This window comes from Burkholderia ubonensis (assembly GCF_902833085.1).
GTDB classification, from domain to species: Bacteria; Pseudomonadota; Gammaproteobacteria; order Burkholderiales; family Burkholderiaceae; genus Burkholderia; species Burkholderia ubonensis.
This window is the reverse complement of sequence record NZ_CADFEB010000001.1, coordinates 83406-103501: the sequence shown is the minus strand read 5'-3', so window position 1 is coordinate 103501 and position 20096 is coordinate 83406. Positions and strand designations below refer to the sequence as shown.

The 20096-nt window shown below is 70.2% G+C and carries 23 protein-coding genes; 14 read left to right on the top strand and 9 right to left on the bottom strand.

What is annotated here, in order from left to right; genetic code table 11:
- Window positions 1–13 precede the first annotated feature (13 nt).
- The 3 genes from HWX31_RS00445 (at window position 14) to HWX31_RS00435 (ending at window position 2578) form a co-directional block, all read left to right on the top strand.
- Window positions 14–712, top strand: coding sequence for a BON domain-containing protein (locus HWX31_RS00445; RefSeq protein WP_174964289.1), 699 nt, complete (start codon window positions 14–16; stop codon window positions 710–712).
- A 328-nt stretch (window positions 713–1040) separates the two neighbouring features.
- Window positions 1041–2123, top strand: coding sequence for a glycosyltransferase family 9 protein (locus HWX31_RS00440; protein WP_174964291.1), 1083 nt, complete (start codon window positions 1041–1043; stop codon window positions 2121–2123).
- A 65-nt stretch (window positions 2124–2188) separates the two neighbouring features.
- Entirely contained in the window at window positions 2189–2578 is a 390-nt protein-coding gene (locus tag HWX31_RS00435) for a BON domain-containing protein (RefSeq protein ID WP_174964292.1), read from the top strand.
- Window positions 2579–2716: 138 nt separating this feature from the next.
- Here the strand turns inward: HWX31_RS00435 and HWX31_RS00430 are convergent, their stop codons facing one another.
- Together HWX31_RS00430 and HWX31_RS00425 are read right to left on the bottom strand one after the other, a co-directional pair.
- A complete protein-coding gene (locus HWX31_RS00430) occupies window positions 2717–3208 on the bottom strand; it encodes a PRC-barrel domain-containing protein (protein ID WP_174964293.1) in 492 nt (163 codons plus the stop codon).
- Between the two features lie 190 nt (window positions 3209–3398).
- On the bottom strand, window positions 3399–3611 hold the full coding sequence (locus HWX31_RS00425) for a hypothetical protein (RefSeq protein WP_174964283.1): 213 nt from the start codon (window positions 3609–3611) through the stop codon (window positions 3399–3401).
- 290 nt (window positions 3612–3901) lie between these two features.
- Here HWX31_RS00425 and HWX31_RS00420 point away from each other — a divergent pair, with 290 nt between their 5' ends.
- Window positions 3902–4165 carry a hypothetical protein gene (locus HWX31_RS00420; RefSeq protein ID WP_174964294.1) on the top strand — a complete coding sequence of 88 codons (264 nt, stop codon included), beginning with the start codon at window positions 3902–3904 and terminating at the stop codon, window positions 4163–4165.
- Between the two features lie 64 nt (window positions 4166–4229).
- Here the strand turns inward: HWX31_RS00420 and HWX31_RS00415 are convergent, their stop codons facing one another.
- The gene (locus HWX31_RS00415; RefSeq protein ID WP_174964295.1) at window positions 4230–4994 is read right to left on the bottom strand and encodes a DUF4397 domain-containing protein; all 765 of its coding nucleotides are present in this window, start codon (window positions 4992–4994) and stop codon (window positions 4230–4232) included.
- Window positions 4995–5349: 355 nt separating this feature from the next.
- On the opposite strand from HWX31_RS00415, the gene HWX31_RS00410 reads away from it, so the two are divergent.
- From HWX31_RS00410 to ligD, 6 genes are all read left to right on the top strand, one after another.
- Window positions 5350–6807, top strand: coding sequence for an RNA polymerase factor sigma-54 (locus tag HWX31_RS00410; protein WP_174964296.1), 1458 nt, complete (start codon window positions 5350–5352; stop codon window positions 6805–6807).
- A 40-nt stretch (window positions 6808–6847) separates the two neighbouring features.
- Window positions 6848–7036, top strand: coding sequence for a DUF3008 family protein (locus HWX31_RS00405; RefSeq protein ID WP_059612342.1), 189 nt, complete (start codon window positions 6848–6850; stop codon window positions 7034–7036).
- 43 nt (window positions 7037–7079) lie between these two features.
- Complete coding sequence (locus HWX31_RS00400) at window positions 7080–7241, top strand: DUF1328 family protein (protein WP_076474817.1); 162 nt, start codon at window positions 7080–7082, stop codon at window positions 7239–7241.
- 38 nt (window positions 7242–7279) lie between these two features.
- Window positions 7280–7666 carry a DUF3022 domain-containing protein gene (locus tag HWX31_RS00395; protein WP_174964326.1) on the top strand — a complete coding sequence of 129 codons (387 nt, stop codon included), beginning with the start codon at window positions 7280–7282 and terminating at the stop codon, window positions 7664–7666.
- 88 nt (window positions 7667–7754) lie between these two features.
- Window positions 7755–8741 (top strand): non-homologous end joining protein Ku, encoded by a 987-nt coding sequence (ku, locus tag HWX31_RS00390; RefSeq protein WP_174964297.1) that lies wholly within the window; start codon window positions 7755–7757, stop codon window positions 8739–8741.
- A 22-nt stretch (window positions 8742–8763) separates the two neighbouring features.
- Window positions 8764–11553, top strand: coding sequence for a DNA ligase D (gene ligD / locus HWX31_RS00385; protein ID WP_174964298.1), 2790 nt, complete (start codon window positions 8764–8766; stop codon window positions 11551–11553).
- 4 nt (window positions 11554–11557) lie between these two features.
- Here ligD and HWX31_RS00380 read toward each other — a convergent pair whose 3' ends face one another.
- Window positions 11558–12877: a cation:proton antiporter gene (locus HWX31_RS00380; RefSeq protein WP_174964299.1), complete on the bottom strand. Its 1320-nt coding sequence runs from the start codon at window positions 12875–12877 to the stop codon at window positions 11558–11560.
- 33 nt (window positions 12878–12910) lie between these two features.
- The gene (locus tag HWX31_RS00375) at window positions 12911–13267 is read right to left on the bottom strand and encodes a DUF3175 domain-containing protein (protein ID WP_059650238.1); all 357 of its coding nucleotides are present in this window, start codon (window positions 13265–13267) and stop codon (window positions 12911–12913) included.
- A 218-nt stretch (window positions 13268–13485) separates the two neighbouring features.
- Here HWX31_RS00375 and HWX31_RS00370 point away from each other — a divergent pair, with 218 nt between their 5' ends.
- Complete coding sequence (locus HWX31_RS00370; RefSeq protein WP_244143603.1) at window positions 13486–13857, top strand: DUF3022 domain-containing protein; 372 nt, start codon at window positions 13486–13488, stop codon at window positions 13855–13857.
- A 76-nt stretch (window positions 13858–13933) separates the two neighbouring features.
- Here the strand turns inward: HWX31_RS00370 and HWX31_RS00365 are convergent, their stop codons facing one another.
- The 3 genes from HWX31_RS00365 to HWX31_RS00355 are packed head-to-tail and all read right to left on the bottom strand — an operon-like array spanning window position 13934 to window position 17222.
- Window positions 13934–14698, bottom strand: a complete 765-nt coding sequence (locus HWX31_RS00365) for an endonuclease/exonuclease/phosphatase family protein (RefSeq protein ID WP_174964300.1) — start codon at window positions 14696–14698, stop codon at window positions 13934–13936.
- The gene (locus HWX31_RS00360) at window positions 14695–16887 is read right to left on the bottom strand and encodes a VTT domain-containing protein (RefSeq protein WP_174964301.1); all 2193 of its coding nucleotides are present in this window, start codon (window positions 16885–16887) and stop codon (window positions 14695–14697) included. The genes HWX31_RS00365 and HWX31_RS00360 overlap by 4 nt, the downstream gene beginning before the upstream one ends.
- Entirely contained in the window at window positions 16884–17222 is a 339-nt protein-coding gene (locus HWX31_RS00355) for a hypothetical protein (protein WP_174964302.1), read from the bottom strand. The genes HWX31_RS00360 and HWX31_RS00355 overlap by 4 nt, the downstream gene beginning before the upstream one ends.
- Window positions 17223–17532: 310 nt before the next feature.
- Here HWX31_RS00355 and HWX31_RS00350 point away from each other — a divergent pair, with 310 nt between their 5' ends.
- Together HWX31_RS00350 and HWX31_RS00345 are read left to right on the top strand one after the other, a co-directional pair.
- Window positions 17533–17730 (top strand): hypothetical protein, encoded by a 198-nt coding sequence (locus HWX31_RS00350; protein ID WP_174964303.1) that lies wholly within the window; start codon window positions 17533–17535, stop codon window positions 17728–17730.
- Between the two features lie 5 nt (window positions 17731–17735).
- The gene (locus HWX31_RS00345; RefSeq protein ID WP_174964328.1) at window positions 17736–19517 is read left to right on the top strand and encodes a glycoside hydrolase family 15 protein; all 1782 of its coding nucleotides are present in this window, start codon (window positions 17736–17738) and stop codon (window positions 19515–19517) included.
- A gap of 33 nt (window positions 19518–19550) precedes the next feature.
- On the opposite strand, the gene HWX31_RS00340 is transcribed toward HWX31_RS00345, so the two are convergent.
- On the bottom strand, window positions 19551–19697 hold the full coding sequence (locus HWX31_RS00340; protein ID WP_076474806.1) for a DUF3096 domain-containing protein: 147 nt from the start codon (window positions 19695–19697) through the stop codon (window positions 19551–19553).
- Window positions 19698–19874: 177 nt separating this feature from the next.
- On the opposite strand from HWX31_RS00340, the gene HWX31_RS00335 reads away from it, so the two are divergent.
- Window positions 19875–20045, top strand: a complete 171-nt coding sequence (locus HWX31_RS00335) for a CsbD family protein (protein WP_174964304.1) — start codon at window positions 19875–19877, stop codon at window positions 20043–20045.
- Window positions 20046–20096: the final 51 nt, after the last annotated feature.

Below are 20096 nucleotides of genomic sequence, written 5' to 3'. Positions count from 1 at the left end.
AAGGAGAAATGTGATGCAAAAACGATATCCCGGCCGGCCAACGGACCGGCGCGGCCCGCAGAACTGGCAAGAGCGCAACGAACGCGCGTATTGGGGCGCCGGCGAGCGCGATGAGCCGAACTACGACGAATCACTGTTGCCGGAGGACGAATACGAGTCCGCATATCGCTTCGCCTCCGAACGGACGGACCCGGAGGACTGGGGCCGCGAATGGGGCGAGCGGGCGGATCGCGTACCGCCTGCTCGTGGTCGGCGCGCTTACGGCGCCGATGGCTACGACGGCCACAACGGCTATGACGGCCACCAATACCTGCCGTCTTTCGGCGGCCCGGGTATCGAACGCGGCGTCCCGCGCTGGCGTCGAGGGCCGAAAGGCTATACGCGCTCGGACGAGCGCATTCGCGAGGATGTCTGCGAGCGGCTCGCCCGCGCGCTCGGCATCGACGTGAGCGACGTCAGCGTCAAGGTGCAGGATGGGCGGGTCGAGCTCGACGGCACCGTGCCGGCGCGCTGGATGAGGCACGGCATCGAGGACATCGCCGATAGCTGCATGTACGTGCGCGATGTCGAAAACCATGTGAAGGTCCGTCGAGCCGAAGACGACACCCGGCCGCAAGTGTTGCGTCCGGATCAACGGACCGTCACGCTGTCGCTGCAACCCCGCAGGCAGGAACCCGACGGCGCCCGGTCCGAACGAAAGACACGCCGCTGACATTCGCCTGACAAACCGTGATCGCGTTCGTTCGACGCGAGCGCGATTGCGTCCGTCCGACGCGTGCATGCGATGCCCGTGCGCTCGTGCCGGAGCGCCGGCGGGGCGAATTTACAGCGAGCTTATAAAAAACGCCGCGACGCCCTCGATCATCGCGACGCAACGCCGATGCGGCGGCCGGGGCGAGCGCGATGACCGGCTGGCATGGAAATCGCTGCTTCCCGTTCAGCGGCGCGTTCCTCGACGAACCTCGCTCGCAATTCTTCCCGCGTTGCTCTTCTGAATTTTCACGCGTGCGCGGCGCGCTGCATTTCAGGATGCCGTTGTCATGACATACGATCAATCGTTGCCCGATTTTCCCGGCCGACCCCGCATCGCAGTGTTCCGGGCACTGCAACTCGGCGACATGCTGTGCGCGGTGCCCGCGCTGCGAGCGCTACGGCGCGGCGAGCCTGAGGCGCGCATCACGTTGATCGGCCTGCCGTGGGCGCGCGAATTCGCATCGCGATTCAGTGAATATATCGACGATTTCATCAAGTTTCCCGGTGCGCCGGGCCTCGTCGAGCAAGCCGAGCCCGATGCGGCGCAAGCGGAGACGTTCCGCTCGACGTGCCGCGCGCGCGGGTTCGACCTCGCGCTCCAGCTTCACGGCAGCGGCGAGCACGCGAACGCGGTCGTCGCATCGCTCGGCGCGGCGCGCACCGCGGGCTTCGTGCCGGCGAGCGGCCATGCCGTGGCGCTCGACCACGCGATTCCGTGGCCCGCCGACCAGCCTGAGATCGCGCGCTATCTGCAGCTGATGCACAGTCTCGGCTACGACGATTGGGGCGACTATCTCGAGTTTCCGCTCGGCGGCCTCGACTATGCGATCTGGCAGGTGCTCGGCGAGAAGCACGAGCTGAAGCCCCGCCGCTATGCAGTCGTTCATCCGGGCGCGCGGATGCCGTCGCGGCGCTGGCCGGTCGAGCGCTTTGCCGGAGTCGCGCGCTGGCTCGCGGAGCACGGCCTGCAGATCGTGCTGACCGGCACGCGCGGCGAGGAGGATCTCGCGGCCGCATTCGTCGCGAGCCTCGGGCAGCCGTGCGTCAATCTTTGCGGCGGCACGCCGCTCGGCGCACTCGCGGCGCTGATCGGCCGCGCGCGGCTGCTCGTCTCCAACGACACCGGCGTGTCCTACATCGCGGCGGCGCTCGGCACGCCGAGCATCGTGATTGCCTGCGGCAGCGACGTCACCCGCCGGGCGCCGCTCGATGGCGAGCGGCATCGCGTGCTGGCGGTCTATCCCGCCTGCCGGCCGTGCATGTTCGATGCGTGTCCGTATGAGCATGTGTGCGAGGCTGCGATCGGCGTCGACGAAGTGATCGGCCAGGCCTATCAGTTGCTCGGCAAGGACGGGCGCCACGGGCGGTAAGCGGCACGCGAATTGCGTCACCGTGATCGGATCGGCGCAATGCCGGCATGACGAAGGAGGTCAAGATGAACGCAAGACAGTTGCAAACCTGGACCCAATGGCTGAAGCGCCATCCGGCGAAACGGCTCGGCGCGGCGGTCGCGATCACGACGGCCGCGTTCTGTGCCGCCGCCGCCCCGCACGTGGCGGTGGCCGGCGACAACGACGCGTCGTCGGCGCTCTCGACGGCCGGCGCCAGGATCCGCGACGCGGCGATCACGACCAAGGCGAAGGCAGCGCTCGTCGGCACGGACAACCTGTCGTCCGGCGACATTCACGTGAAGACGCGGAGCGGCAACGTCGTGCTGACGGGCAGCGTGCCGGACCTGCAGCAGCGCAAGCTCGCGGTCAATACCGTGAAGCAGGTCGACGGCGTGCAGGACGTCCACGACCAGCTCACGATCCGGCCGAAATGACGGCTGAACCCGGCAGCACGTCCATTCGATGAACGGCATGCTCGAACCGGCCGGCGAACAGAGGCGCCGGCCGCCCTGCGACGTCATAAGGGGACGAGGGGGCACGTGCGGCGCCCGCGACGATGCGGCCGTTGCGTGTCAGCGCAGGCGTTCGTCGCGCCCGGGATAGTTCGGCGGCATCCCGTCGTTCGGCATATCGGGGCCGAACTCGTCTTCGACGCTCCCGTAAGGGGCGCTGCCGGCGTCGTCGTGAATCGGCCCGGCCCATTCCAGATCGGCCAGCGCCGGCCAGTGGTCCTTGTCGAATCCCGCTGCACTGCGAACCTGTTCGGTCGACGCCGACAACAGGAAGCACTTGCGCTCGGTGTCGAGCGTGAGCGCGTTCCATGGAATCGCGAGCAGCTTGTCGCCGATCCCGAGCAGGCCGCCGCTCGACAGCACCGCATAGGCGATGCGGCCGGAACCGACGTCGAGCATGATCTCCTTGAGCTTGCCGACGTCGTCGCCGTCGGTGGTGAGGACCTTGTCGCCTTCGAGCGTGCTCGCGGTCATGAGGTCCGGGCCGGGGCCGCGCGCTGTTTCGCGTCCCTTGCGGATGATGAGGGTTCTGCCTTGGTCGGGTGTGTTCATCGTGATCCTCCGGGCTGGCGCGAACGTCACCCGTGTCGGGCGGTGGGTCGCGCGGGGGAGTGTCCAGGCGGGCGTGACGCGCGGTGCGTCGTCACGTCCGCCTGGGGCTTCGATACGCGCAGGTGCGCGCCGAATCAACGAGCATGTGGCGTACCTTGGCGCGCAGCGCATTCGGGCAACGTGTCGGCGACTACTTCCGGCCCGGCTTCGACGGATCGATGCGCGTGACGCCGCCGATCGCCGGCGGATCGCTGGCAGGGAACGTGTCGTCGAGCGCTTCGTCGATGTGGCGCTCCGAATGGCGAGCGTGCGTGTCGCCGCGATGTTTCCGCGGCGGCGGCGAATGCTGGGTGCGGCGTCCGTGGGCCGGCGCATCGCCGCCGGCGTGGTGGGGCTTCGTCATGTCGGTCGTTCCTTCAAGGGGGCATGCGTTCGCAAGTGCAACGGGCGTTCCCGGGGGACGGCGTGAGCGCCATGCGCCGGTTGAAAGTTTTGCAGCGGTCGCAGTAGGTATTTCAACGGCCGGCGGCCCGAAGCTGCAGACGTGCGCCTCCGTGACGCGCGGCGCAGGCGGTACGCCGCTTGCGGCTGGACGGGACACCGTGGCGGCCGGTACTTCGACGAGCGTGGCGTTCCATATCGGGGAACATCCTGGCCAGGCTCATGGGCGGCTACATTTTCTGGAGGACTCCGATGAAACCGAATCTGACACACGGCGCCGCCGCATGGGCGATCGCCGCCGCGTTTGGTGTCGCAGCATGCTCGCATACGAGCCCCTATGGATCGCGTCCTGACGTTGCCTCGCAGCAAAGCGAGCAAACCGGCGCGATGCAGTCTCATTCGATGCAGGACGCAAACAGCCGTTACGACACGCGTCCCCCAACCAGCGGAACGGCTCCGGCGCCGTCGACGGACGAACACCGCAACCCGGGCTCGCAGCCGCCCACGGTTTATTGACGATTGCCGGCGGGCGCGCCGTCGCGCACCCGCCGCCGCCGTTACCACCGCTACCACCGCCGCATCACTGCGGCCCGAGCTCGATGGCCGACGTATCCGCGTCATTGCCTTGCGCGACCAGCACGTGAATGTCGTTCGGCGTGACGTCGGCGATGCCGCCCGACGGAATCGTCAGCAGCAGCCAGTCCGCATTGTTGTTGAGGGTGACGGGCGCGGTCTTCAGGATCGGCGCCTTGCTGCCGGCCGTCGTGACGATCACCTGATAGGTGCCGCCGCTCAGGTAGACCGAGTCCTCGCCGGACGACGGAGAAGCGTTCTGGTACGCGGCGCCGCTCAGCGTCGGGCTCTGCATCGTGATGTCGGTGCCCGGCGCCACGACGTAGACGTCGACGTTCTGCGCATTCGGCGACGCGTTGAAGCTGCGCACGCGGGCCTTGTCCGACAGCAGGCCCTTGGCGAACGGATCGTCGATCACCGAGATCAGGGTCGACTTGCTCGGCAGCGCGATCGTCGTGTAGTGGTGCCCGTTCGCGGCGCTGAAGGTCTGCGCCGCGATGGTCGCCGTCGTGCCCGACACGTCGTAGCTGGCGTTCTCCGTGCCGGAATCGATGTCGTGATAGCGCGTCACGCCCTTGTACGCGACGCCCGACGCGTCGATCTTCGCGTTCAGGTAGTAGTCGAGGTTCGGGCCGCTCGGCACCGCATTGATGAAGCGGCCCTGCGGATGGGAGATGCCGAGCTCGGTGCCGACGTCGTTGCCGCCGCCGCCGCATGCCGCGAACGCGGAGATCACCGCGCACGCCGCCACAACCATTCGGATGGATGTCATGTCGTCCTCTCGGATGGGAACCCGCTTGCCTTGCGCAATCAACGCATGGGCGCGCAAATCGCTACACAGGTTGTTGGTTGGAACGAATGCCGCAATGGCGCGGCACGCGCCAGACGGCGCGCCAACCGGCGCATCGTCCGTGCCCGCGCGTGAACCCGGATGGATAAGGGTTCCGGCTCGCATAGGCCGTATGCGACGAGCAAACTTGCCGATCGCTTGTAAAAAAGTGCGGAAACCGGCCGTGACGTGAGGGTACGAACCCGCGCGGGCATCAGCAGGCGCGCGCGCCGACGGCATTGGCGCGGATGTTGCGTGCCATTCGCACACCAATGCGATGAATAACAGGAGGGTGTCGATGTCCGTCACGCTTGCGCTCCAGATGCGGCAGCATCTCGCACTCACGCCGAGGCTCCAGCAGTCGCTGCGCCTGTTGCAGATGTCTTCGCTCGAGTTCCAGCAGGAGTTGCGGCAGGCGCTCGACCGCAATCCGTTTCTCGAGGACGTCCGGATCGACGACGAGGACGGCGCGGCAAACCCGTCGTCCGCAGCCGAAGCATCCGAAACATCCGAAGCATCCGAAACATCCGCGCCCGAAACCGCCGCGCTCGACGGTGCGCAGCCGCCGTCCAGCGAGATCGCCTATACGGCCGAGCCCGCGGCGCGCGGGCCAGGCCGCGCGGACGACGACGTGTCCGATGCGGCGGCCGGCGAATGGAGCGCGGCGGAACCGTCGCTGCATGCGTACCTGCACGACGCGCTGCGGCTCTATCCGCTGAACCGGCGCGATCGCGCGGCGGCGCGCCTGATCATCGACGCGCTCGACGACGACGGCTACCTGCGCCAGGCGCTGCCGGATCTCGTGCTCGCGGCCGACGCGGCGCTGCTGCTGAACGAACAGGATCTCGCCGTCGCGCTGCGGCTCGTGCAGGCGCTCGACCGGCCCGGCATCGCCGCGCGCACGCTGGCCGAATGCCTGCTGCTGCAGCTCGATGCGCTGCCGGCCGGCACGCCGGCGCTTGCGCACGCGAAGGCCATTGCCCGCGACCATCTCGAACGTCTTGCCCATCGCGAGACGGCCGAGCTGCAGCGGCGGCTCGGCTGCGACGCGCCGACGCTGCACGCCGCGTGCGCGCTCGTGCGCGGGCTCGATCCGCGTCCCGGCGATCACTACGGCAGCACGCGCGGCGACTACGTCGTGCCGGACGTGATCGTGCGCGAGGTGCGCGGCGAATGGATCGTGACGATCAACCCGGCCGTGCTGCCGCGCGCGCGGCTGCACCAGCGGTATGCGGAACTGTTCGCACGCGCGAGCGGCGAGCGCGATTCGCCGCTCGGCCAGCAGCTGCAGGAGGCGCGCTGGCTGATCCGCAACGCGCAGAAGCGCTTCGACACGATCCAGCGCGTCGGCGCCTGCATCGTCGCGCGCCAGCGGGATTTCTTCCGCTACGGCGAAATCGCGCTGAAGCCGCTCGTGCTGCGCGACATCGCGGACGAGCTCGACCTGCACGAATCGACGGTGTCGCGCGCGACCGGCAACAAGTACATGGCGACCCCGTACGGCACGTTCGAGTTCAAGCACTTCTTCCCGCGGCGGCTCGAGGCGGCCGGCAACGGCGCGTGCTCGGCCGCCGCGGCGAAGGTGCTGATCCGCGACATGATCGCCGCGGAGGGGCACGCCGAGCCGCTGTCGGACGTCGCGCTCGCGCAGCGCCTCGCGGGCCGCGGGATCCTGCTCGCGCGCCGCACCGTGACCAAGTACCGGCAGGCGATGAAGATTCCGCCCGCCGGGCTGCGGCGGCGCGATTCGGTCTGATTCGCGCCTGACGTTCTCGCAATCGAAAAGGAGCTTCGCCATGCCAGCGAAATCCCAGTCTCAACAACGCGCAGCGGGCGCCGCGCTGTCGGCGAAACGCGGCCGCACGAAAGTGAAGAACCTCAAGCCGGCGGCGAAGTCGATGTACGAATCGATGAGCGAGCAGCAGCTCGAGGACTTCGCGTCGACACCGACGCGCGGCAAGCCGAAACACCGGCACGACGCCTGACCGGCGCAGCCGTTCCGACGGCCTTCAACCACGAGAGGAACCCATGCTTCGATACGCCATCATCTTCTTCATCATCGCGATCATCGCCGCGGTCCTCGGGTTCGGCGGGATCGCGGCGGGCGCGGCCGAGATCGCGAAGATCCTGTTCTATATCTTCATCGTGATCTTCCTCGTCACGCTCATCCTCGGCGCGGCCCGACGATGACGATCCGCCGCGCACCATCCGGGCGCGAGCCCGGCGAAATGGCCGCGTCGCCCGATCTCGCGCGGCGCCTGGCCGAACTCGAGCGCGCGCTCGCGAACGGCTTTCCGTCGGAGTCGACCGTCGTCGCGCACGCGGACGACGCGTCGGGCCGCCTCACGATCCAGGTTTCGTGGGTCCGCCTGCCGGTCGGCGAGAGCGGCCGCGAGTGGCGTTGCGCGGTCGACCTCGTGCTGGAGCCGGGCGTGCTCGCGCGCTACGCGGCGCTCGACACGTCGGGCCGGTTGCGCGTCAAGGCGCACCTCTGCGACGTCGCGCGGCGCGCGGTGGACGAGCGCAAGCCGCGCGTCGAGGACGCGGCGATCGACTGCAGCGTAAGCGTCGCCGTGACGGCGCAGATGGTCGACGACGCAGCCCGCGGCCCGTGACGAGCGGCACGTCGGCGCGTCGGCGCGATCCGGCGCGAGACGCGACGGCCCTGCAACGGCCCCGCAGCGGCAGAAGGAGGAAAAGCCCATGGCACGCATGATCTGGAAAGGCGCGATCAGCTTCGGGCTCGTGCACGTGCCGGTGCAGCTGTATCCGGCGACGCGCACGGTCAAGCCGTCGTTCCGGCTGCTCGACAAGCGGTCGATGGACCCGGTCGGCTACCGGCAGATCAACAAGCGCACCGGCAAGGAAGTCACGCGCGAAGACATCGTGCGCGGCTACGAATACGAGAAGGAGCGCTACGTGATCCTGTCCGACGACGAGATTCGCGCGGCGAATCCGGAATCCACGCAGACCGTGGACATCCTCACGTTCGTCGACGAGGGCGCCGTGTCGTTCCTGTATCTCGACACGCCGTACTACCTCGTGCCGGACCGCAACGGCGAGAAGGTCTATGCGCTGTTGCGCGACGCGCTGAAGGAGAGCGGCAGGATCGGCATCGCCCACGTCGTGTTGCACGACCGGCAGCATCTCGGCGCGCTGATTCCGGTGGGGCCGCTTCTCGCGCTCGATACGCTGCGCTGGCAGGAGGAGCTGCGCCCGCTCGACGAATTGTCGGCGCCTGCCGGCGACGCCCGGCGTGCGGGCGTGACGGCGCGCGAGTTCGGCATGGCGAAGAAGCTGATCGACGACATGTCCGGCGACTGGACGCCGGAGCAGTACCGCGACACGTTCCGGGACGACATCCTCGAGCTGGTCGAGCGCAAGGTGCGCTCGGGCAAGATCGAGGAGATCGGTGAGCAGCCGGCCGACACTGCGCGCGCGGCCGCGAACGTCGTCGACCTGACCGAGCTGCTCAAGCGCAGCCTGCGGCGCGGCGCCGACCAGGGCAGCGAAAACGGCGCCGAGGCCGCGACCGCCCGCGACGGCGGTGCGCCGCGCGCGCGAGCGCGTACGCCTGCAAAGAAGGCGGCCGCGAAGCGCGCGGGTGCGAAGACCGCGGCCGGCGGCGCGCGCACGGCCCGGAGCGCGGCGAAGAAAACCGCGTCGTCGCACCGCAAGCGCGCGGCGTGACGCGGCGACGGAGGATCACGCGATGGCAGGCAAGCTCGATCCGTATCGGAACAAGCGCCGCTTCGACGCGACGCCGGAGCCGGCTGGCGACGGCGCCGGCCGCCGCAGGACGCCGCGCAAGAAGGCGGACGCCGCGCCGCTGCGCTACGTGATTCAGGAGCATCACGCGCGCCGGCTGCATTACGACTTCCGGCTGGAGCTCGACGGCACGCTGAAATCGTGGGCGGTGCCGAAGGGGCCGAGTCTCGATCCGTCGGTCAAGCGGCTCGCCGTGCATGTCGAGGATCATCCGGTCGACTATGCGGCATTCGAGGGCGAGATCCCGGCCGGTCAATACGGCGCGGGCGCCGTGATCGTGTGGGACGCCGGCGTCTGGACGCCGGACGGCGGCGTTGCGCAGGCGCGCAAGGGCTATCGCGCGGGCAAGCTGACGTTCCGGATCGACGGCGAGAAGCTGCACGGCGGCTGGGCGCTCGTGCGCAGCGGCCGGCGCAATGCGCGGCAGGAGCAGTGGCTGCTCGTCAAGGAACGCGACGACGACGCGCGCGGCACGGCCGAATTCGACGTCGTCGCCGCGCGGCCGGGGAGCGTGCTCCACGACGGCGACGGGCGCGAGCCGAACCCCGTCGCGCCCGCGCACACCCGCTCGGGCAAGCGGCGCCGCGACACGTCCGGCACATCCGACGCGGGACCGGCGCGCCGCCGGCGCCGGCAGCCGGCGGACATCGACGGCGCGAAACGCGCGGCGCTCCCGGATCGCCTGGCCCCGCAGCTCGCGACGCTGGTCGATGGCCCTCCGTCGCACGGCGACTGGCGCTACGAGATGAAGTTCGACGGCTACCGGATCCTCGCCCGGATCGACGGCACGGGGGCCAGTCGCCGCGTGAAGCTGACGACTCGCGAAGGCCGCGACTGGACGGCGAAGCTCGGCCCGCAGCGCGATGCGCTCGCCCGTCTCGACGTCGGCGCCGCGTGGCTCGACGGCGAGGCGGTGGTGCTGAAGCGCAACGGCGTGGCGGATTTCCAGCAATTGCAGAACGCGCTCGGCGCGGGACGCGCCGACGCGGTGACGTACTGTGTGTTCGACCTGCCGTTTCTCGACGGCTACGACCTGCGCGACGTACCGCTCGCCGTGCGCCGCGGGTTGCTCGAACCGTTGCTGGCCGACAGCGAACCGGCGCTGCTGCGCTATTCGCCCGATCTCGGCGGCGACGCGCAGGCGCTGCTGGCGCGCGCGTGCGAGGTCGGGCTCGAAGGGCTGGTCGGCAAGCGCGCGGACGCGCCGTATCGCGCGGGCCGCTCGCGCGCCTGGATCAAGCTGAAGTGCCGCCAACGGCAGGAGTTCGTGATCGCCGGCTATACCGAGCCTTCCGGCAGCCGGCACGGCTTCGGCGCGCTGCTGCTCGGCGTGCACGAGCGGGCGCCGGGCGCGCGGCGGGGCTCGGCCGCAAAGGACGGCGGCAAGGGCGGCGTGGCGCTCTGCTACGTCGGCCGCGTCGGCACGGGCTTCGATACCCGCACGCTCGACCGGCTGTCGGCGCTGCTGCGTGAGCGCGAACGCGCGACGATGCCGTTCGCGACGCCGCCGCGCGAGCGGGCGCGCAGCCGTGTGCACTGGGTCGAGCCGACGCTCGTCGCCGAATGCGAATTCGCGGAGTGGACCGTCGACGGCATCGTCCGGCAGGCGGCCTTCGTCGCATTGCGCGACGACAAGCCGGCGCGGCAGGTGGTCAGGGAGACGCCGCAATCGACCAAGGAGGAAACGATGAGCGATGACGATCGCGGCGGCGACCCCGCGGGCAGGCACGCAACCGGAAAATCCGGCGCCGGGGCACACGGCCGGGCGGCCCGTCGCGCGCACGCCGGCAACGGACACAAGACCAAGGCCGCGGGCAAGGACAGCGCCGATCGCGCAACGAAGCCGGTCACGATCGAACGGGTGCGGATCACGCATCCGGATCGCGTGATCGATCCGCACGGCGGCACGCGCAAGATCGACCTGGCCCGCTACTGGGAATGGGTCTCGCCGTGGCTGCTGCCGGACCTGAAAGGCCGTCCCGTGTCGCTCGTGCGCGTGCCCGGCGAAGTCGGCGGCGAGCAGTTCTTCCAGCGGCACGCGGACAAGCACGAGATCCCGTTCGTCACGCTGCATGCGGGCCTCGATCCCGGCCACGAACCGCTGATGACGATCGACAGCGTCGATGCGCTGATCGGCGTCGCGCAGATGGGCGCGATCGAGCTGCATACGTGGAACGCGCACGCGTCGAACGTCGAGCGGCCCGACCGGATCGTGTTCGATCTCGACCCCGATCCCGCGCTGCCGTGGAGCGCGATGATCGAGGCCGCGCAGCTGCTTCACGGGCTGCTCGACGAACTCGGCCTCGCATCGTTCTGCAAGACGAGCGGCGGCAAGGGGCTGCACGTGGTCGTGCCGATCGTGCGCCACGCGGGCTGGGACGACGTGAAGGACTTCGCGAAGGCCGTCGCCGAGCATGTCGCGGCCGCGCTGCCCGATCGCTTCTCCGCGAAAATGGGGCCGCGGAACCGGCGGCGGCGGATTTTCATCGACTACCTGCGCAACGGTCGCGGCGCCAGCACGATCGCCGCGTATTCGGCGCGCGCGCGGCCCGGGATGGCCGTGTCCGTGCCGATCGGCTGGGACGAGGTGCCCGCGACGACGGGCGCCGCGCAATGGACGATCGATACGCTGCACGCTCGGCTCGAGCGGCTTGCACGCGACCCGTGGGACGGCTATCGCGACGTCCGCCAGCGCGTGACCGCGCAGATGCGGTCGCGGCTCGGGCCGTCGTGACGGATCAGTGCCGGCGCGGGCGCCGGTGATACCAGTTCATCAGCGGCGTCGCGGACACCCCGTGCGCGATCACCGATGCGGCGATGACCGCGAGCACCGGCGCCGCGAGCGGGCGCACCGCGTCGGCAGGCCCGTGCTCGAGCACGAACGCGAGGTAGTAGAACGAGCCGATGCCCCGGATGCCGAACCACGCCATCAGCCGCCGCTGCGCGCGCGTCGCGCCCGAGCCGGCGAGCGACAGCAGCACCGCGAACGGCCTAACCACCAGGAACAGCGCGGCGGTCAGCGCGGCCGTGCGCCATGTGAACACCGGGCCGGGCAGTGTCGCGAGCACGCCGCCGACCATCGTCATCACGACCGCTTCCGCGATGCGTTCGAGCTCGATCGTGAAGCCCAGCACCGATTCGGCCATGTACGCATGCGCCTTTTCCGGGTGCTGCTCGGTGGCGACGACGTCCGCCGCGTCGATCTTGCCGATCACGTCGTGCGGCGCGCGGTCGCCGCTCGCCTGATGCTCGACGCGCCGCATCGCGACGCCCGCGGCGAACGTCGCGATGAAGCCGAACGCATGCGCGAGCTGCGCCGCGCCGAACGACAGCACGATCAGCGCGAGCGCGAAAAATCCTTCGAGGCCGAGGGCCTGCGCGTGTTGCGTGCGAAGCCATCCGATCGTCTTCGTCGTCACCCAGCCGAGTGCGCCGCCGATCGCGGCGGCGCCCGCGATGCCCCACAGCGCCGCGAGCGCGAAGCCGGCTGACAGGAGCGGCATCCGGTGCGTCGCGTCGGGATTGCCGCACAGCGCGAGCCCCGCGAGCGCGAACGGCAGCGCAATGCCGTCGTTCAGGCCGCCTTCGCCGGACAGCGCGAAGCGCACGAGGTCGCGGTCGCCCGGGTCGCGCACCTGCACGTCGTGCGCGAGCACCGGGTCGGTGGGCGCGAGGATCGCCGCAAGCAGCACCGCGGGCCCCCAGGCGAGCCCCAGCGCGAGCACCGCGCAGCCGGCAAGGAGCGGCACGGTGACGATCATCGCCAGCAACCCGAGCCGGCACGGCATGCGCCAGAGCGGGTCGAACAGCGGCACGCGCAGCCTCAGCCCGATCGCGAACAGCGACACGAGCAGCGCGACTTCGACGACGCTGCGCAGCAGCGGCGCGTCGCGTTCGAGGTCGAGGTGCAGCAGGCCCGCGCCGGCCGGGCCCAGCAGCACGCCGAGCAGCAGGTAGATCATCGCCGTGCTGCACGGCAGATGGCGCAGCGCCGAGGTGGCGATGCCCATGCCCATCAGCACCGCGCCGACGATCAGGTACCACAGAGTTTCGTGCATGCGCGGTCTCCGTGCAGGCGGCCGCGGACCGCGTCAGGGCTTGCGGCCGAAGGCCTCGCGCAGCTTCCGCTTCGCGCGCTCGAGCGTCGCCCGCCGCGATTTCGGCAGATTGCGGCCGGCGCGGTTGATGTAGAAGTTCAGCATCGACATGGCCGACTGGAACGGCGTCCCCTTGCGCCGCCGGCTGCGCTCGGCCGAGCGCTTCAGCGATGCCGCGACGGCCTCCGGATCGTCGGATTTGAAGATGTCCGGCTCGATGTCGAGCACGTCGCTGGCACGCGTGACCTCGGCGGACCAGCGCCTGCGTTGCCGTGGATCGGCACTGCGACTGCGGCCGGCCCGTCGCGTCAGGCGCTTTCCATGGCCTTGTGCTGCTGAAAGATGAGTCATCGATGATTCCCCGTCGAAGCAGGTGAAACAGTCCGGCGCGTTGGCGCCTCGTCGCATGCCGCAATTCGCATGCCGCACAAGCGACAGGGGCGGGCACGATGATTGCGGGAATCTCACACGGATACGTGTTTCCACGGAGGACAGAAACGTTGGTATTCGCAATCCGACCCGGACCATGATCGAGCGCCTCCCGGGCGCGTCGACACAGGCACTGCAGGATGCGCCGCCGACGGAGGGATCGTTCGGTCAACTCAACGGAGAACATCATGCATTCGAATGCCGAAAGGGAACTCGACACAACCGTCCGCTTCGACCCGGAGACGGGCACGATCACTTTTCATGCGGCGTGGGCCGCCGCGGCCCATACCGCGCCCGGCGGCTCCCCCGGTCCGGAAATCGACCTCGTATTCGATTGCTGGGCGATGGAGCGCTATGCGAATCTCGATGCCGCCGCACGCGGGCGCGTCCATGCACTGCTGCACGACGCCGTGGAGCAGACGGTCGAATGCCTGCCCGAGCAAGCGGACGAATGCAGGCTGACCGTCGAAATCACGAATGCGCTGCTTGATGCGGCGACCCGCCTGCATTGACGACACTCGGCTGTCGCGCGTTACATCCGTTTGAAAAGAATTCACGGTGTTCCATTCGGGGGCGCGATGACGCGCATCACGCCCTCGCGACCGTCCCCGGCGGGGCCGGCACGCGCATGCGCGCGACGAGCGGGTAGTGATCCGACGCCCGGCGGGCGCGTGCGGAGCGATGCACGGCGACGTCGATCAGCAGCTCGCCCGGATGGATCCAGATCCGGTCGAGCGCGAACAGCGGATAGAGGGTCGGGAAAGTGCGCGGCGCGGGCGCGCGCCGGAAGCGGGTCACCAACGCGCGCAGGGCGCGGCCGCGCATCAGCCATTCGTTGATGTCCCCAAGCAGGATCACGGGCATCGCTCCCGTATCGAATGCAGCGAGCAGGCGCTGCACCTGCTCGCTGCGTTCGGCGGCCGACAGCCCCAGATGGGTCGCCACCACGCGTATCAGGCCGGCGCCGCAATCGATGTCGGCGTCGAGCGCGCCGCGCGGTTCGCGATGGCGGAACGACAGGTCGAGCGTGCGCGCCGCGCGGATCGGGCAGCGCGACAACACCGCGTTGCCGTAGCGCCGTTCGGTGGTGTCGATCGTCACGCCGGCCGCCGCATTCAGGCCGGTGGCCGCGCGCAGGTGCGCGAGCACGTCGGCGCCGCGCGAGCCGCCGAGCGGCACTTCCTGCAACGCGATCACGTCCGCGTCGAGCTCGTCGATCACCGCGGCGATGCGGTCGGCGGCCGCCGCATGCCAGATGCCGAAGCCGCCTCGAATGTTGTACGTGGCGATGCGCAGGTCGCGCGCGCCGGCAGGGGCCGGCGGGCTTGGGGGAGGGGCGATGGCCGGACTCATTGCAGCCGCCGGAGGATGCGCACCAGCAGGACCGACGCGCCGATGAGCACGGCGCCGATCGCGGCGAGCCACGCGAATGCCGCCGGCCCCGGATGCGCGAGCGCGGCGCTGAGCTGGTGGGCGAACGTCACGGTCAGTGCGATGCCGGGCAGCATGCCGATCGCGGTGCCGACCAGGTAATCGCGCAGCCCGATGTGCGAAGCGCCCGCGACGAGGTTCACGACCGTGAACGGCGCGATCGGCAGCAGCCGCAGCAAGGTCATCGCGACGATGCCGCTCCTGCCGAGATGCCGGCTCAGCCGGTTCGCGCGCGCGCCGGCAAGCCGGCGCACCGCGTCGCGCCCGAGCCAGCGGCCAAGGCCGTAGGTGACGGCGGCCGCCGCCATCGTGCCCGCGGCCGCATACGCGAAACCGGGCCACGCGCCGAACACGAGCCCCGTGACGGTGATCAGCAGCGTGATCGGCACGGACAGCGTCGCCGCGACGACGTATCCGATCAACAGGATCACGGGCGCGACCGGCAGGCGCGCGATGCGCAGCGCCGCTTCCGACAGCGTCGCGGCGTTCACGTGCGCGGCCAGCGGCGAAAAACGCCACGCGGCCGCGAGCGCGGCGATCAGCAGCACGCATGCGCCGAGCACGACGAGACGCGCGCTCAGCGAGCGGTGCTGTTCCAGCGGCACGAATTCGCGCACGAGCCGCTCGGGCTCGATCGGCCGCTCGGGGTCGAGCCGCGCGCTGACGGGCACGAGCGCGTCGAGCTGCGGCGCGACGGCCGGGTCCAGCGGCCGCAGCGTGCGGCCGCGCGCCGCGCGCAGCCGCTCGATCGCTTCGTTCGGCCGGGGCGCATGCGCGAGCGCCTCGGCGACCCGCTCGACGCTCGTGCCGAGATGCTCGGCGAGCAGCCGGTCGCGGATATGCGCGATCGCCGCGCGGATGCGCGCGTCGCCCGCGGCCACGAGCGCGATGTCGCATTCGGTGTCGAGCAGCATCGAGCGATTGTTGAGATTCGCGCTGCCGATCACGATGCACTCGTCGTCGACGATCATCACCTTGCTGTGGACGTTCACCCAATCGCCGTCGAGACCGTCGACGTGCGGATACAGCAGCCGGTAGCGATCGAAGCGGTCGGCCGCGACGAGCGCGGCATGCAGGCGTGCGCGCAGCACGCCCATCGTCGCTTCCTGCAGCCAGCCGCTGTGGGCGGGCGGCGCGACGACGGTCACGTCCGGCGCGCACGCGTCGGCGAGGCGCGACGACAGCGTTTCGCGCACGACGGCCGCCGTGAGGTACTGGTTCTCGATATACAGATGCCGCCGGGCCGCGCGGATCGCGTCGGCGACGAGCGCATGGATTTGCCGGACCGGTTCGCGGCCGCGTTGCGCCGGCGCCGTATAGGCGACACCGATGCGCACGTCACGCACGTCGACGGGCGTGCCGGGCGGCCACGGATCGCCGCCGTCGTTGCGGCGCCGCTGCGCGCGGATCGCGACGCGGCGCCCGCACGCGTAACGCCAGCGCTGGCGCGCCTGTTCGCCGATCGCGGCCGCCGCGTCGCCGTCGAACATCGCCTGGACGTCGTGAAACGGCCGGTACGACGCGCCGTCCGCGTCGCGGCGCCGCGGCTCGTCGGCCGCGTGCGACGGCGTGTCCCAGCGCGCGCGCGTCAGGTCGAGCCCGCCGACGAAGGCGACGCGGTCGTCGATCACGACCAGCTTCTGGTGATGCGATGCGCCGCGCGGATGCGCGCCGTCGAGCTGGAACATGATCCCGCGGTGGGATTGCCACGCCGTGCGGTACACGGGCGGCCAGTCGCGCTCGAGCGCGTAGATCATCGCGAAGTCCCACGCGAGCACGTAGATGCGCAGGCGCGGACGGGCCGCCGCGAGCGCGCACAGAAACGCGCCGAGCGGCTCCGGAAAGCCGTCGTTCGCGCCGTCGGGCACGAGCCGCATCCGGCTGTCGATGTCCCATCCGACGATGAACACGGTATGGCTCGCGCGGATCAGCGCCGCGCGCAGCGTCGCGAAATAGGCGGCGCCGTCGATGAGCGTGGTGAAGCGGTCCGCATGACGGATCACGTCGCAGTTCCAGCCGCATTCGAGCATGCCGTGACGCCCCGCATCGCGCCGGCGGTTGCCCGTTTCGGCGCCGTGGTCCGGATGTAGCGATTGCGTCGCGGACGTCATGACGCGTCTTCGCCGTCGCCGTGGAGGTGTTGCAGCAGCGCTTCGCAGCGTGCGCGCAGGGCTTTCAGTTGCGGCGCGTCCAGGTCGGCAGGGCTGCGGCCGCTGTCGTCCCCCCGGTCGTCGCGCGCGGTCGCCATGTCGTAGATGTCGTGCGAGAGCGTGACGGATGCCGCACCGATCCGGACCCGTTCAAGCCAGTCGTATTCGATCCGGTGGTCTGACAGCCAGGTGCGCATGCTCGCGACGAGCACATCGGGCGGGAGCCAGCGGCCGGTCCGGATGCGGGCCGCGAGCTGGCTCGTCACGAGATGGGCGAGCAGGTCGAATCGGGTCATGCGAGCCTCCTTGCCGAGGCGTCGGGGGGAATGTGCGTACGCCGGCGCGGTTTCGAAGATCGCCGGGCAGTCGATCGCCGGCCCGCATATCGCGTTCCCGCCCCGTTGCGCCGCAGCGATCGGCCGGGGCGCCGGCACGGCCGCGCGCACGTTACAGCGCCGTTGTAAAAAAGCGCACGCGCTCGACGTGTGCGACCGCCCGGCCGTGGCGGCACGAAGCTTGCTCCGAAGCGGGTGGGGGCGCGGCGCATGCAGTGCCAGGGAGGAGCCCGCGGCCCCCATCAGACATCACAACGGAAGGAACGCGAACATGAAGCGCGCCACGATCGGGCACGCGGCCCGCCATGCGCGCCGCGACTACCGGGGCGGCCGGGCGTCGCTCGCGGCCATCGTCGCGAACGGCTTCGCGCCCGGCTGCCTCGGCCGCCGTCTCGCCTGTCACGCGCTGCGCAGCCGGCAGCGCACCGCGCCGTCGGGTGCGTTCGCCCGATCGCGGCGACGCGGGTGACCCCGATGCGGATCGAGGACTACGCGCTCATCGGCGACGGCCGCAGCGCGGCGCTCGTCGGATGCGACGGCAGCATCGACTGGCTATGCTGGCCGGACTTCGATTCCGACCCGTGCTTCGTGGCGCTCGTCGGCACGCCCGACAACGGCCGCTTCCGGCTGACGCCGCGCGAGCGGGTCGCGCGCGTGACGCGACGCTATCTGCCGGGCACCGCGATCCTCGAAACGACGTTCGACACGGCATCGGGGCGCATCGTGCTGTGCGACTGGATGTGCTGGGCGTCGTCCGCCCCGTGCATGGTCCGCAGTGTGCGCGGCGAGCGCGGCGCGGTGACGCTGGACGTCGATCTCGCGGTGCGCTTCGATTGCGGGCGTGCATTGCCGTGGTGCACCCGGCTCGGCCGCCGCTGGCGGATGCTGACGGGCGGTCATGCGGTCTGGGTCGACTCGATGGCCGACCTGTCGTGCAGGCACGATCGCCTCGTGGGCACGCAGCGGATCGCGGCCGGCGACCGCATCGATTTCTGCATCAGCTATGCGCGCTCGTACGAGCCGCCGCCGCCCGTGCCGGACCCCTACGCGGCGCTGCATGCGACCCACGCGTTCTGGCGCGGCTGGAGCGCGCGCAACACCGCGCGCGGGCCGTATCGCGACCCGATCGAGCGCGCGCTCGTCACCGTCAAGCTGCTGTCGAGCGTGCGCACCGGCGGCATCGTCGCGGCGCCGACGAGTTCGCTGCCCGAGGATTTCGGCGGCGCACGCAATTGGGACTACCGGTACTGCTGGCTGCGCGACGCAAGCTTCACGCTGCGCGCGCTCGTGCGCTGCGGCTACCGCGACGAGGCCGCGCGCTGGCGCGACTGGCTCGTCCGCGCGATCGCCGACCATCCGTCGCAGCTCCAGGTGCTGTATGCGCCTGACGGCGGCCGGCGCGCGGACGAATGGATCGCCGGCCACCTGGCGGGCTACGAGGGCGCGCGGCCGGTACGGTTCGGCAACGCGGCCGCGCAGCAACAGCAGCTCGACGTCTACGGCGAGGTGCTGAGCGCGCTCTATCAGGCGCGCCTGCACGGCCTGCCGCCGGACGAGGACGCGTGGACCCTCGAACTGCGGCTGCTCGAGCACCTGAGCACGATCTGGCGCGAGCCGGACGAAGGGTTCTGGGAAGTGCGCAGCGGCCGCAGCCAGTTCACGTCATCGAAAGTGATGGTGTGGGCGGCCGTCGAGAGCGCGTGCCGGTCCGCGCACGCGTTCGGCCAGCGCGCACCGCTCGACGCGTGGCGGCGCTGGGCGGACGAGATCCGGGCCGACGTGCTCGCGCACGGCTACGATGCGCGGCTCGGCCGGTTCGTCGAACGCTACGACGGCGACGGCCTCGATGCGAGCCTGCTGCTGATTCCGCTGACCGGCTTTCTCGACGCGTCGGACCCGCGCGTCGCGGCCACGGTCGCCGCGCTCGAGGCGGAACTGCTCGACGACGGGCTGCTGCGGCGCTACCGGCCCGCGCGCTTCGTCGACGGCTGCCCGGGCGACGAAGGCGCGTTCGTCGCGGCCAGCTTCTGGCTCGCGAAGGTGCGCTGGATGCAGGGGCGCAGGCGCGACGCGCGCGTGCTGTTCGAGCGGCTGGTCGCGCTGCGCAACGACGTCGGGCTGCTCGCCGAGGAATACGACACCCGCGCGGCGCGGATGTGCGGCAATTTCCCGTTCATGCTCGCGCAGGTCGCGCTCGTCAACGTGGCGCTCGCACTGTCGGGCGCCGGGCGCGACGAGGTCGACGCCGGTGCGTGACGCCGCGATGCGACGCGACGCGACGTGCGCAGTCTAATGGATACGTCCCCCGAACAGCCCGAGCAGCCCGATGACGATCAGGTAGATCGCAACGATGAAATTCAGCAAGCGGGGCACGATGAGGATGAGAATGCCGGCGATCAGCGAAACCAGCGGGCCGGCGCTAGTGAGCATGTTCATGTTCTTTCCTCCGCGAGATTGACAATGAGCGGGCACAGCCTGCCGGCCGTCAACGCGCTGTCCGCGGGCGCGAACGCCTCAAGGGGCGCAAGCGCCGTGCCCGGGCCGGCATTTTTCATCGCGGCGCAGGACATGCTTGCGTAGTTCGGGCATCCGTCAACTTCAAGGAGCCATGCCATGAACGAGGATCAGGTAAAGGGTCGCATCGAGGAAATGAAGGGCAAGCTGAAGGCGCTGGCCGGCAAGATCCTGGGAAACTGGGGGACCCGATTGAAAGGCAAGGCCCAACAGGCCGCCGGCAAGACACAGGCGTCATACGGCGATGCGAAGGAGCGATTCAAGAAGTAATCGCGGGGCCTGACGACGCGGATTGCCCCCGCCTGCAAAATACACGGCAAC

Coding starts and splice junctions, on each gene's coding strand:
- HWX31_RS00445 (WP_174964289.1), top strand. CDS start 14: ATGCAAAAACGATATCCCGGCCGGCCAACGGACCGGCGCGGCCCGCAG.
- HWX31_RS00440 (WP_174964291.1), top strand. CDS start 1,041: ATGACATACGATCAATCGTTGCCCGATTTTCCCGGCCGACCCCGCATC.
- HWX31_RS00435 (WP_174964292.1), top strand. CDS start 2,189: ATGAACGCAAGACAGTTGCAAACCTGGACCCAATGGCTGAAGCGCCAT.
- HWX31_RS00430 (WP_174964293.1), bottom strand. CDS start 3,208: ATGAACACACCCGACCAAGGCAGAACCCTCATCATCCGCAAGGGACGC.
- HWX31_RS00425 (WP_174964283.1), bottom strand. CDS start 3,611: ATGACGAAGCCCCACCACGCCGGCGGCGATGCGCCGGCCCACGGACGC.
- HWX31_RS00420 (WP_174964294.1), top strand. CDS start 3,902: ATGAAACCGAATCTGACACACGGCGCCGCCGCATGGGCGATCGCCGCC.
- HWX31_RS00415 (WP_174964295.1), bottom strand. CDS start 4,994: ATGACATCCATCCGAATGGTTGTGGCGGCGTGCGCGGTGATCTCCGCG.
- HWX31_RS00410 (WP_174964296.1), top strand. CDS start 5,350: ATGTCCGTCACGCTTGCGCTCCAGATGCGGCAGCATCTCGCACTCACG.
- HWX31_RS00405 (WP_059612342.1), top strand. CDS start 6,848: ATGCCAGCGAAATCCCAGTCTCAACAACGCGCAGCGGGCGCCGCGCTG.
- HWX31_RS00400 (WP_076474817.1), top strand. CDS start 7,080: ATGCTTCGATACGCCATCATCTTCTTCATCATCGCGATCATCGCCGCG.
- HWX31_RS00395 (WP_174964326.1), top strand. CDS start 7,280: ATGGCCGCGTCGCCCGATCTCGCGCGGCGCCTGGCCGAACTCGAGCGC.
- ku (WP_174964297.1), top strand. CDS start 7,755: ATGGCACGCATGATCTGGAAAGGCGCGATCAGCTTCGGGCTCGTGCAC.
- ligD (WP_174964298.1), top strand. CDS start 8,764: ATGGCAGGCAAGCTCGATCCGTATCGGAACAAGCGCCGCTTCGACGCG.
- HWX31_RS00380 (WP_174964299.1), bottom strand. CDS start 12,877: ATGCACGAAACTCTGTGGTACCTGATCGTCGGCGCGGTGCTGATGGGC.
- HWX31_RS00375 (WP_059650238.1), bottom strand. CDS start 13,267: ATGACTCATCTTTCAGCAGCACAAGGCCATGGAAAGCGCCTGACGCGA.
- HWX31_RS00370 (WP_244143603.1), top strand. CDS start 13,486: ATGCGCCGCCGACGGAGGGATCGTTCGGTCAACTCAACGGAGAACATC.
- HWX31_RS00365 (WP_174964300.1), bottom strand. CDS start 14,698: ATGAGTCCGGCCATCGCCCCTCCCCCAAGCCCGCCGGCCCCTGCCGGC.
- HWX31_RS00360 (WP_174964301.1), bottom strand. CDS start 16,887: ATGACGTCCGCGACGCAATCGCTACATCCGGACCACGGCGCCGAAACG.
- HWX31_RS00355 (WP_174964302.1), bottom strand. CDS start 17,222: ATGACCCGATTCGACCTGCTCGCCCATCTCGTGACGAGCCAGCTCGCG.
- HWX31_RS00350 (WP_174964303.1), top strand. CDS start 17,533: ATGAAGCGCGCCACGATCGGGCACGCGGCCCGCCATGCGCGCCGCGAC.
- HWX31_RS00345 (WP_174964328.1), top strand. CDS start 17,736: ATGCGGATCGAGGACTACGCGCTCATCGGCGACGGCCGCAGCGCGGCG.
- HWX31_RS00340 (WP_076474806.1), bottom strand. CDS start 19,697: ATGAACATGCTCACTAGCGCCGGCCCGCTGGTTTCGCTGATCGCCGGC.
- HWX31_RS00335 (WP_174964304.1), top strand. CDS start 19,875: ATGAACGAGGATCAGGTAAAGGGTCGCATCGAGGAAATGAAGGGCAAG.